The following is a 10,816-nucleotide window of genomic DNA, read 5'->3' on the forward strand; positions in this document are numbered from 1 at the left end:
ATCAAACGACTCGAGAGGTTTCCAGCCGAGTTCGCGCTGAATCTTGGCGGCGTCGATTGCATAGCGCTGATCGTGGCCAGGGCGATCCGTCACGAACGTGATCAACTTCTCGTGAGGACGATTCTTCGAATCAGCGACCAGTTCGTCGAGCAGTGAGCAGATGGTTCGGACGACGACAATGTTCTGCCGTTCGCTGTTGCCACCAATGTTGTAGGTTTCGCCGATCTTGCCCCGTTCGAGCACTGCGATCAGGGCACGAGCATGGTCGTCGACGTACAGCCAGTCGCGAACGTTCTGACCCGTTCCATAGACGGGAAGTGGCCGACCTTCCAGTGCCGAAGTGATCGTCAGGGGGATCAGCTTTTCGGGAAACTGGAACGGACCGTAGTTGTTTGAGCAGTTCGTCACCAGGACCGGCAGCCCATACGTTCGGTGCCAGGCTCGCACAAGATGGTCAGAAGCTGCCTTGGACGACGAGTACGGCGAACTGGGGTCGTAAGGTGTCTCTTCTGTGAAGAGCCCTTCGTCTCCGAGCGACCCGTAGACTTCATCGGTGGAGATGTGGTGGAAGCGGAATCGCTGCTGTTGATCTTCGGGAAGCGTCGCGCGGTATCTCCGGCTCACCTCAAGCAGGTTGTACGTTCCAACCACGTTGGTCTGGATGAATGCGTTTGGACCATCAATCGACCGATCGACGTGCGATTCGGCTGCGAGATGCATGACTGCATCCGGTTTATGCCGTTCGAAGACGCTGTGCAGCGCGGCGGCATCGCAGATATTGACTTTCTCAAAGGCGTAACGCGAATCAGACGCGACGGACTGCAGCGTACTCAGGTTTCCTGCGTAGGTCAGGCAGTCGACGTTGACCACCGAGTAACCTGTCTCAGCGATCAGATACCGAATCAACGCGGATCCAATAAAGCCAGCGCCGCCAGTAACAAGCAATTTCACAGATCGGTCTCCTGGACCAATGAAGAACAAAGGCGAAGTTGGAAAATAAGGCCCTGAATCAGATTGCAGCGTCTCTGCGATCACTTTCGCAGAGAGTTTCCCGTGAGCGAACGATCGGATTAGCGTTTATCTCCGCTGACCAGATCAATCAGGTACCGTCCATAGTTCGTCTTCGCGAGTGGCTTGGCCAGGCGAAGGACCTGTTCTGAATCAATATACTTCAATCGCCACGCGATTTCCTCGGGACAGGCGATCTTGAGTCCCTGACGGTTCTCGAGCACGGACACAAACGTGGAGGCTTCGAGCAGCGAATCGTGAGTTCCCGTATCTAGCCACGCGCTCCCGCGACCGAATATCTCGACCTTTAACTGCTGGCGTTCGAGGTAGACCTTGTTCACATCGGTGATTTCGAGTTCGCCGCGTGCGGAGGGCTTGAGGGATTTGGCGATCTGAATGACTTCATTGTCATAGAAATAAAGTCCTGTGACCGCATAGTTTGATCGCGGAACTTCGGGCTTCTCTTCCAGAGAGATGGCCCGTCCTTTGCCATCAAATTCCACGACCCCATAGCTGCGGGCGTCTTTAACGTGGTAGGCGAAAACCGTCGCCCCGTCACGTTGTGCGTCGGCACTCTGAAGGGATTGTACCAGGTCATGACCGTAGAAGATGTTGTCTCCCAGGATCAGGCAGGACGGGGACTTGCCGACGAAGGGAGCCCCGATAATGAAGGCCTGAGCCAGTCCTTCCGGTTTGGGTTGCTCCGCATAGGAGAATTCCATTCCCCATTGCGAACCGTCGCCCAGCAGTCGCTGAAACAAGGGCAGGTCCTGTGGCGTGCTGATAATCAGGACCTCGCGGATCCCCGAGAGCATCAGCGTCGACAACGGATAGAAAATCATTGGCTTATCGTAGATTGGCAGAATCTGCTTACTGACGACCTGCGTTGCCGGATACAAACGCGTGCCTGAGCCCCCGGCAAGAATAATTCCTTTGCGGCGGTTCTCGACGTTCTGCGACATGAGCTTCTCTTGTTTAAGTGTTACTGACACAACCGCATCGTATCATCGTTCCGGGGCGTTAATCAGATTCGGCGTGAATCAGCGCCGCTGAAACAAGGCCTCGTAGGCTGCCAGAAGTTTAGGTACTTCATATTTCCATTCCAACTCGTTCTGAACGCGTCGTCGACCGTACTCGCCCATCTTCTGGCGTTGTTCCGGGTTGTCCAGCAGCGAAACAACCTTTTCCGCCATGTCGACGGGGTCGTTATGCTTCGCGTACAAGGACGCTTCTTGTGCGGAAAATCGCCCTTCCGTCAGATCGAATTGAACAATCGGTTTTCCAAGGGCCATGTACTCCATGATTTTATTCATGGTCGACTTGTCGTTCATGTCGTTCGCGACATCCGGATTAACGCACACATCGGCTGTATTCAACATTTCAAGGAGCTGCTGATCCGGCACGCGACCGGTGAAAGTGACGTAGTCCGCCACCCCCAGTTCCGCAGCATAGGCTTTCATCTCATCGAGTGAAGTGCCCCCTCCGACGATACCAAAATGAATATCGCGGCGGTTCATGTTGAAAACAATGTGGCGAACCGAATTGAGCAGCAGGTCGATTCCTTCCTGCTTCCCCATCACGCCGACGTATCCCACCAGAAAACGTCGACCGCATTTGAGCGATTCAACGGGTGGAACTACTTTGAGTCGATCCAGCATCGGTCCACTGCGAACAACGAAGACACGCTCGGGCGACATTCGTCCCCGTTCGACGGCGATCTTCTTGTAAGACTCGTTCGTAGCGATCGAGACATCCGCGACCCAGAAGGTCCAGCGCTCCCACGCGAGCATCACTTTGTAGAAGAAGTCCTTGCGACCGAATTTCGCCATGTACAATTCGGGATTGATGTCATGGTGGTCGAACAGGAATCGCTTTCCGAGCAGTTTGAAAAACATCCCGATCAGAAAGATGTTGTCCGGCGGATTACAGGCGTGAATTGCATCAAAGCCGCGGGTGAACAGTACCTTCCAGGCCAGAAAGAACTCCCAGAATAGAGCCGTTGAATATTCAATGGCGTAACCGAGAGCTCCGTCCGCTTCGAGAGGCAATGGGTGTCGATAGATGGCGATGCCATCGATCATTTCATATCGCTTCTCGTAGCCTTTGCCAGTGGGGCAAATGATCGAGACGGTGTATCCCGCCGCGGTCAGCGCCGATGCCTCTTGCCAAACGCGTCTGTCGAACGGTGAAGGTAGGTTTTCGACAATGATTAAAACACGTTGCTTCTTTTTTGCCTGACTGAGTGCAGGCGCTGCTTCACCAGCAGATTCCATCGTATTTACCCTGTTGGCTCGTCGCATCTGTGATTCGGACCAGGTCGACCAGCACTTGATCGCTCTTCAGTTTGTCGAGGACTCCGCGGAACTCAGCGGAGCCATTGCCGACGACGATGGTCTGTCCGTGTGCAAGTACACTATCCATGTCGCTTTCCAGCAAGCGACTGATGTGGGGGATGTGATTGAGGATGTAGTCCCGGTTCGCACCGACGAGGCTGGCGATGTTAACGTTGCGATCATAGATCTTAACGTCAAATCCCTTGCCGATGAGCCGTTCGACCAGCTCGACCAGCGGACTTTCCCGAAGGTCGTCGGTTCCTGCCTTGAAGCTGAGACCGAGGATTCCGACCTTGCGGTGACCCTGCTTCGTTACCATCTGGTAACCGATGTCGATCTGATTCTGGTTGCTCGGGAGGATCGAATTGAGGATCGGAAGATCCAGGTCCAGGCTGCGAGCCTTATACGTCAAGGCACGCACGTCCTTGGGCAGACAGGATCCACCGAATGCGTATCCGGGCTTCATGTAGTAAGGAGAAAGGTTGAGCTTCGTATCTTTACAGAAGATGTCGAGCACCTTGTGACCGTCGAGTCCGATCGCTTTACAGATGTTTCCAATTTCGTTGGCAAAACCAACTTTCAACGCGTGCCAGACGTTGTCGGAGTACTTGACCATTTCGGCCGTGGCGACATCGGTCCGGATCAGAGGAGCGTCCAGGGAGGCATAGATGCTGGCGAGAATATCACCGCAGCGTGCATCCGTTTCACCGATGACCGTCTTGGGAGGATGGTACAGGTCGTAGACCGCTGTACCTTCGCGGAGGAATTCCGGGTTAATGCAGACTCCAAAATCGACCCCCGCTTTCTTACCCGATGATTGCTCTAGGGTCGGGATCACGACATTGGTCATGCTTCCCGGCAGCATGGTGCTTCGGACAACGATCACATGGTATTCAGCCTTGCTCCCAATCGTCTTGCCGATCTGTTCACAGACGGATCGAACGTATTTGAGATCCAGGCTACCGTTGATCTGGCTCGGGGTACCGACGCAGATCAGCGAGAGTGCCGTCTTATTGACTGCTTCCTGGACGTCCGACGTTGCTCGGAGTTTCCCATCCTTCACTGCCTTGGCGATGATTTCGCCGATCTGAGCTTCAATAACGGGAGTCTGTCCATTATTGATCAGATCGACCTTGGCCTGCAGCGGATCGACGCCGATTACGTCATGTCCATCCTGTGCCAGACATCCAGCCGAAACGGCTCCAACATAACCCAGTCCAAAAACGCTGATTTTCATCGAGAACTCCGAATCTGATTTGAATGCCACACTTTGTTAGCGGCGAGATTGTCCTTCCGCCACTGTACAGTTGGTTTGCGCGTGACATCTTTCCTGGAAATTGCTCTGTGCCGTGTCTCGATTCACCCGAAGCTCGATGATCGATTTGTAGTACTTTGAATGGCCGACGATCGATTTCACTCAGGCTCGCGACGTATCGTCGCGTTCCCAACGGTAACCCTTTAATTTTTTCAACTGGCGGGAAGCACGCATCAACGCGATCATTTTCACGAAAGTGAAAACGCCAAGTTTTGGCCACATGAGCGGCTGCTTCAACAGGTTGCGATACTCGTCTCGCCCCGTATCTGCTTTCTCCCACTCATTAAACTGGCGCATCAAGTCGGGAAACCGTTGCGCCAGTTGCAATGACCCCAGTTTTGCACGTGTCTTAATTTTGATCAGGCCAGCAAAACTTGCGGGAGGCGTCACTGTGAAGTCGCAACTTTCGACTGTCTTACGCTCATTTGGTGCAAAATGGGCATGCACGAACGAGTCATCTGCGATGATTTCGGGAAATACTTCGAAGCGCCGACGTCCCTCTTCGGATAATGCATACAATCCGGACCCGATCATGCCACGCGTGTGGTAGGGCGTTCTGAGCCATACGTCGTAAAACGCCCGGATGAACCATGGGCGCCCGGTCAGATTGACGCGCATTCGTGGTGCCGCGGCGAGCTGATTATTGTCGGTGAGCGCCTCGGTTAACTTCTTGACCGCGTCGTAACTGAGGAGAATGTCGGCATCGAGGTAGATGCGGGGAAACGACCGGGCTGCTTCATCGCCCATGTTCAAAGCCAGCGTCTTCGATCCGCGCGGCGTTTCGACGACGCGCACGGGCGGTCCAAAGGATCTTGCGATTTCTGCAGTCCGATCCACGCAGCCATTACAGCAAACAATCACATCGAGCGCTGTCCGATCGGCACCTTCGAGCAAGTAGCTCAGGGCTCGTCCAATAACGGCCTCTTCGTTGTAGGCCGGAATGATAATCGAAACCATTTTGGTTCTCTCGGACTCCTTAAAAGTTTGCACTCGACTGTGTCGGCAGCACGACCGGATGCGGTCGTATCAGTGAACCGGCAACTTCAACTGTTTTGATGGAGCAACTTCGTCAGCTCAGGCAGCCTGCGTTGAACTTCCTTGATCGGTAATAACCACCACTGCGATGCCTGGAGCTTCGCGATGATCTCAGGGGGAAAGCGATCTCGGATTCGTTTGGCCGGATTTCCTGCGACAATGCAATAATCCGGAACATCTTTGGTCAGGATGGCTCCCGCCCCAACAATGGCGCCATTTCCGATGCGTTTGCACCCCGGCAGGATGATCACACTGCTGCCGATCCAGACATCGTGTCCAATATCCAGGCTTCCTCCGGGAAGGTCGATTGGCTGAGCGTTCTCGGTCGCTCCCTCATAGAAATAAGGGTGAGTGGACAGAGTGTCGACGGGGTGGTTCTGCAGATAAGTTTTGACCCCCTCAGCAACAGACGTGTAGCGACCGATGGTGACCCCGCTACGGAAGGCAACAGGATCGAAACAACTGCCGTAGGAGTGAGGACCAATTTTAACACCGTGATATTGCCACATGAGCTGACGAGCCGTGGCCGACCGCATCGGATTCTCAATCCGAATAATCACGCTCAGCAGGAACGTTGCCAGCCGCAGTCTGCGGGGGCAGCCCAGCAATCGATAGACAAGAATAAACAGTGGTGAAAAAAAGGATCTTTGTAGTTCCGGCGAATCAAAACTAAACGACGCTGAATCCGTCGTTTCTATTTGAACCGCCTTGGTCTCTACTGTCCCTGACATCTTGTCAATTTCCTTCCTACGGATCTCTTTGCGGAAATTCTACTTGCGTTGCTTGGTGCAACTCGGGTTCATTGGAGGCAGCGGGAGCTTAAACGGAATCCCTTTAACCATTCGGACATCGTCACGAACCGCTCGTTCGTTTGTCTTAAACCGGTCTTCGTCTAGTTTGGTCCCGCAACACAGAAAACAATTCTTCACAGTCCCGTCACTCGTTTTACTGAGACTTCACCTTTGAAGGCGTCTCTCGTCGATGGGACGGCATCGCTTAACGTGCACGCGTGACAGCTGTCTCTTTGATCTTTCACAACCATCTGGTTGCTTCGTTGCACCTGCACGTCTCACGGACGAGATTTCTTTTCTTACCGGGTCACCTAGCCGATGCAAATCGATGTCAATATTTGCCACCTTATGAATCCATCCCCACTTCCAGGCAAGTCCGCTTCGCACGGTGCCGTGCAGGGGACAAACCAGATGGAATTGACCTGCGAGCCGTCAAGTTGACGACCTGTCCCTCAATGTTCACGCTGGTATCCTCCCCACCACGAGCCTGGTTGAAACACGATGGGACCGTAAGCTTGCGTCAAATCTTTTCCGCGACTGCTGCGAAGAAGGGTGCTGGCAACGGTTCCTCCTGCAACGCGAATGAAGGCGTGCAACCAGACCAGTGTGCCGCCGAGTACCACCTGCGGGCGGTTCCAGTACTTGCGGAAAAAGTGCATACGGGACTGTGCGATCAACAGGATTCGTCGGGGGCTTTGTTTTTGACCACCGCCCACCAGATGGATGATTTGGGCGCGGGGAGTCATCAGGACGCTCCACCCCTGCTTCTTCAGTCGCTGGCACAGGTCGAGTTCTTCAGAATACATGAAGAAACTGGTGTCAAATCCCTGCAACTGGTTCCACGCATCGCGTCGGACCAGCATAAAAGCTCCGGTGAGGGTATCGACTTCTCCCGCTTCCGTAGCTCCTTCCGGTAAAGCCCCGTTCAGGAATCGGCCTCCTCCGAGCGCGCCAGCCGTCAGCCGGAAGAGGGTGGGAACGTACTGACGGCAGCCGGGGTCGTACGAACCGTCTCGCAGTCGAGTGACCCCGCCCACTGCACCAGCTTCCGGGTGCGCCACCGCAGTGCGGTACAGTTCGCCGATCGCATCGTCAGAGACAATGACGTCAGGGTTCAGCAGCAGGATGTAATTTCCCACGGCGTGTTCGGCGAGAAAGTTATTGCCCTTGCCGTAACCGAGATTCTCCGAGTTCTCGATGATCCGAACCTGCGGGTACTTCTCTCTGACGAGATCTACCGTACCGTCGTTCGAGCAGTCTACGAGCAGCACTTCGTAGTTACATTCAGAGGACGTGTACTTGTAGACGCCGCTCAGACAGTCGTCGATCAGGTCTTTCGCCTTGTAGCAGACGATCAGGATACTTAAATCAACCATCGCACGCATTTCCCAATCCAGCCAGACTCTATGCAGAATGAAACCGTTGGCTACTCTTCAGCCACACCACACCACCCCACACGAATCGACCCGAAACAAACACTTTTCTATGACGAACAACAATTAATTGTCAGGAGATCCGCAGCTGCAGATTTACATGTACGCCATTTCTTTCGATCGGCGGGCTGCTGCCATCTGCTGAGTATGAGGCAATCCGGTGTTCACTCCTCGCTTTTTCAGGCCAGCTACAGCAGGCTGAACCGCTGAGATGGCCAGCGTGTAGGTCCAAAGCGTTTCGATCTGGCCAAAGTAGGTCACACCGATGAAGTTGACGATGTGGACCAGCAGCGCCACACCGATCGACCATGCCATCAGAGCGTCGGCACTCGAATTGTTCACTTTTCGCCAGAGACGTCCCACATTTGAAAAGGCGAACACAATCATTGTGATGAACAACGTCAGTTGAACGATTCCACCCGAAATTCCCTCGGCAATGTACTTATTGGTGATGTCGTTCGCATAAATGTTCCAGTGGTCGATATGCGCCGTTCCGCAGAGTGCCCACTCCGAGAAATACTCAATGGCGGCGTCGAGAATCGCAACACGGTGCCGTCCTGTATTTCCATCGCTGAGAGTAATACGACCAATCAGCGTGTACACGGGCTTGAGCATCACTCCCTGGAGCGCAATGAGCGCCAGCACAATCCCCCACCTGACTAGCCGCATGTGCCGCCGTATCGGGAAGCAGCAAAAGGCGAGAATGCCCGAAAATACCCCCACGATCGGCGTACTCGAGTTACACAGAGCGATAATCACCAGCGATGAACCAATTCCCAGAAGTGCGAAGAGACGACCGAATCCGGGCGAGAGAGCCCGCGAGACAAATAACTGGACGAGTACCGCATAGAAACAACCTGCCAGGATCGGGTGCGCGTACGCACCTTGACAGCGCAGTTTCCCTTCTCGAATCGCAGTAATTTCGGGGACCCCCCCGAAGACGGCAAACATATTTCTCTTCGTGGTGGATTCCACAATAAAGAAGCACATCACCACGGCACCCGTTATGGCGACCCCGGGAATCATGGCGCGAATATCGTCAAGGTCTCGGACCAGACAACGAACGAGAAAGTATGTTCCCATCGAGTCAAAGGTGTTGCCAAGTTTGAAAATGACCGTGTGAAAACCATGGGAGATGATGAAAAGGGAGAACGCGGCCATGTTCCAGGCGATGACCACGTAGTCAAGACGATTCCAGCGGAAGTTGCGGTATTCACCTCGCAGCAGAATTCGCGTCCAGGTGAACATCACCATCAGTCGCAAGAACGAAAAGTCGATTCCAAAAATCACCAGGCGTTGACCGCTCGCGATCAGCGAGGCACAAAGGATCAGGACGACCATGGTGTACCTGCGCGGCACACACAGCATCGCAAATCCCAGCACGAGCAACAGTGTAAGGCCGAGCGGATGCACCGTTGTGGTGTTCGCATACTCGGGATTACCTGTGATAAATCGATCGTGGTTCATTGCACCGTGTCCTCTGTCTGATGGGAGATGCGTCCGACTCATCCTTGAGATGAAGCGAGCGATTGGTGTCTGCTTCGTCAAATTCGCTGGAAATCTGCGAGTTCTACAAATCTACAAATACGGTTTGGATGGGCTATCTGCCAGACCCAGGGCGAAATCCCGTCTCGGGAGTCTTTCTCAGGGACTCGAGAAAAATCCTTTTCCGGATTCGATCGAGCCTCACCCATCGCTTGAGTTGGGGGACCGGGTCTCTGCAGCGGATGTCTCATTCTGGCCTTCCTTCAGCGGAAGCCCGGGGAATTCCGAGTAACCCTGGCAACGACTGTGGTTTGGCGAGTGACGGCCGGGACCCTCGGGAACGCGTGAAGTAGTGTGAGTGGATGTGGGGGGCTGAGAAGGGCATCTTCGTGACAGGGAAAACAAACGTTTTCCGACGTGGCATAGGTGCTGGAACGAATCGCACGTCGAGCGATGAGATTCCCGGTTTCAGCCGGCTTCGAAGGTTTTTATCGTTCCGAAGCCGATTCAAGGCCCGGCACCGATCGACACTGTTCATGACTTCTCAACGTCTTGGTGAATAAGGTTTCGCTGGAACCGCGAAAAGAATGGTGCCAGCCTTTCACGTGCTTTAATGACGACCGGACTGTTCGGGTCAAAAAAAGTGACGGCCGCAATCGACGCCATGACTCCCGCAGCGACCACCGTCACGGGGACAACCATCCAACCTGCTTCGGCGCCGCCGATCATCTGGAAAATTCCCATTGAAATCGCAATCGCCAGCAGCAGGAGGAACGTCCATGTCACCAGCGTCAGATCAAAAACAGAGCGACGGTAAGCGAGCGAAAGCATCGAGACGACCAGCGAGATGATCTCTCCCAACAGGCCCGCAATCGCGAGCCAGCTCAGGTCGGCTCCCATACTGGCTGCGGCGATCGCAATGCCGAAACCCGTGCAGCGGGCGACCGTCGTCAGCAGTGTATTGAGCGAGTCGCCGTAGGCGAGAGCTCCGAGTGTCGGAGCCAGTTTGAGCACACGAACTCCGGTTCCTGCGGCCATCCATCCAAAAAAGGCAGCGACAGGAAGATACTTCTCGCCAAAGCAAAGCGTGACGGCCGCCGGCCCGGCAATGATCAGCAGCACGGTCTGGGCAATCGCCACAAATCCAACGATTCGCGTAATCTTACGAAACCGGTCGTTAAAACGTTCAGCGTCGTCCTGCTCTCTGGCAAGAACGGGCAGGATGATTGTCGTACCAAGCTTTGTCAGTAGCATGATTGGCATAAATGTCACTGACGACGCGATCATGTACAGACCGACATCGGTCATCGTATATGTGGGAAATGCCGCAATGACGAACCGATCTCCATAGTTCAACAGCATCATCAGGACACCGTTGATCAGCAGTGGCCATCCGAACTTCAGGATACTTATTCC

Annotated in this window: 9 protein-coding genes; all 9 read right to left on the reverse strand. The window is 54.2% G+C overall.

All coding sequences use genetic code 11. The features are described 5' to 3' along the window. Window positions 1-951 (reverse strand): dTDP-glucose 4,6-dehydratase (gene rfbB / locus VGE80_RS24690; protein WP_440594504.1); only part of this gene is annotated, 951 nt, incomplete at its 3' end. A gap of 119 nt (window positions 952-1,070) precedes the next feature. Next, on the reverse strand, window positions 1,071-1,970 hold the full coding sequence (gene rfbA, locus VGE80_RS24695) for a glucose-1-phosphate thymidylyltransferase RfbA (protein WP_373651785.1): 900 nt from the start codon (window positions 1,968-1,970) through the stop codon (window positions 1,071-1,073). Between the two features lie 78 nt (window positions 1,971-2,048). Beyond that, entirely contained in the window at window positions 2,049-3,281 is a 1,233-nt protein-coding gene (locus VGE80_RS24700; RefSeq protein ID WP_440594505.1) for a glycosyltransferase family 4 protein, read from the reverse strand. Further along, on the reverse strand, window positions 3,265-4,578 hold the full coding sequence (locus tag VGE80_RS24705) for a nucleotide sugar dehydrogenase (RefSeq protein WP_440594506.1): 1,314 nt from the start codon (window positions 4,576-4,578) through the stop codon (window positions 3,265-3,267). The genes VGE80_RS24700 and VGE80_RS24705 overlap by 17 nt, the downstream gene beginning before the upstream one ends. 180 nt (window positions 4,579-4,758) lie before the next feature. Beyond that, the gene (locus tag VGE80_RS24710; protein WP_373651788.1) at window positions 4,759-5,613 is read right to left on the reverse strand and encodes a glycosyltransferase; all 855 of its coding nucleotides are present in this window, start codon (window positions 5,611-5,613) and stop codon (window positions 4,759-4,761) included. Window positions 5,614-5,699: 86 nt separating this feature from the next. Next, window positions 5,700-6,422: a CatB-related O-acetyltransferase gene (locus tag VGE80_RS24715; RefSeq protein ID WP_397570245.1), complete on the reverse strand. Its 723-nt coding sequence runs from the start codon at window positions 6,420-6,422 to the stop codon at window positions 5,700-5,702. Window positions 6,423-6,934: 512 nt separating this feature from the next. Beyond that, complete coding sequence (locus VGE80_RS24720) at window positions 6,935-7,858, reverse strand: glycosyltransferase family 2 protein (protein WP_440594507.1); 924 nt, start codon at window positions 7,856-7,858, stop codon at window positions 6,935-6,937. A 153-nt stretch (window positions 7,859-8,011) separates the two neighbouring features. Then, the gene (locus VGE80_RS24725; RefSeq protein WP_373651791.1) at window positions 8,012-9,382 is read right to left on the reverse strand and encodes a hypothetical protein; all 1,371 of its coding nucleotides are present in this window, start codon (window positions 9,380-9,382) and stop codon (window positions 8,012-8,014) included. A 552-nt stretch (window positions 9,383-9,934) separates the two neighbouring features. Further along, the coding region (locus VGE80_RS24730; RefSeq protein WP_440594508.1) for an oligosaccharide flippase family protein at window positions 9,935-10,816 on the reverse strand (882 nt) is incomplete at its 5' end.

The organism is Schlesneria sp. (assembly GCF_036405755.1).
Classification (GTDB): Bacteria; Planctomycetota; Planctomycetia; order Planctomycetales; family Planctomycetaceae; genus Schlesneria; species Schlesneria sphaerica.

What these genes read in the sequence shown, in the direction of transcription:
- rfbA (WP_373651785.1), bottom strand. Translation starts at nt 1,970, where the DNA reads ATGTCGCAGAACGTCGAGAACCGCCGCAAAGGAATTATTCTTGCCGGG.
- VGE80_RS24700 (WP_440594505.1), bottom strand. Translation starts at nt 3,281, where the DNA reads ATGGAATCTGCTGGTGAAGCAGCGCCTGCACTCAGTCAGGCAAAAAAG.
- VGE80_RS24705 (WP_440594506.1), bottom strand. Translation starts at nt 4,578, where the DNA reads ATGAAAATCAGCGTTTTTGGACTGGGTTATGTTGGAGCCGTTTCGGCT.
- VGE80_RS24710 (WP_373651788.1), bottom strand. Translation starts at nt 5,613, where the DNA reads ATGGTTTCGATTATCATTCCGGCCTACAACGAAGAGGCCGTTATTGGA.
- VGE80_RS24715 (WP_397570245.1), bottom strand. Translation starts at nt 6,422, where the DNA reads ATGTCAGGGACAGTAGAGACCAAGGCGGTTCAAATAGAAACGACGGAT.
- VGE80_RS24720 (WP_440594507.1), bottom strand. Translation starts at nt 7,858, where the DNA reads ATGGTTGATTTAAGTATCCTGATCGTCTGCTACAAGGCGAAAGACCTG.
- VGE80_RS24725 (WP_373651791.1), bottom strand. Translation starts at nt 9,382, where the DNA reads ATGAACCACGATCGATTTATCACAGGTAATCCCGAGTATGCGAACACC.